This is a genomic window from Myxococcus sp. AM009 (assembly GCF_013372605.1).
Classification (GTDB): Bacteria; Myxococcota; Myxococcia; order Myxococcales; family Myxococcaceae; genus Myxococcus; species Myxococcus vastator.
Genome location: NZ_JABXEP010000514.1, coordinates 1 through 399, shown reverse-complemented (window position 1 = coordinate 399; position 399 = coordinate 1). Strand labels below are relative to the sequence as shown.

The 399-nt window shown below is 56.6% G+C and carries 1 pseudogene; it reads right to left on the bottom strand.

The features are described 5' to 3' along the window. Window positions 1-399, bottom strand: a pseudogene (gene cyp141 / locus HV824_RS36665) (cytochrome P450 Cyp141); the annotation flags it as partial.

The window sequence follows — 399 nt, the reverse complement described above, 5'->3', positions numbered from 1 at the left end:
AATGCTATGTGTTCGTTCGGATTACGTTCGACATCAAACTCATCGGGGTCCAGGAATTGGTCGGAGTCGCGGTTAGCCGAAGTGATAGAGGTAAATGCTGGGCTCCCCGCCGATAGCGCGGTTCCGGCAATGACGACATCCTCGGTGACAACTCGCAAGTGCTCAATTTCAGTTGCCGGATTAAACCGGACTATTTCTTCAACCGCACGAGCGACACGGCCTGGGTCTTCAACGAGCCGTTCATATTGATCGCGGTTGTGCAGCAGGCTCGCCAGCCCGTTTGTGATCACGGCGATCGGTGTGTCGACTCCTCCGATCACGACGGTGAGGAGCATGCCGACAACCTGCTCGTCGGTCATGGTGGACTGTTGCCGGTTCGCCTGGGCGATCGTGCTAAGT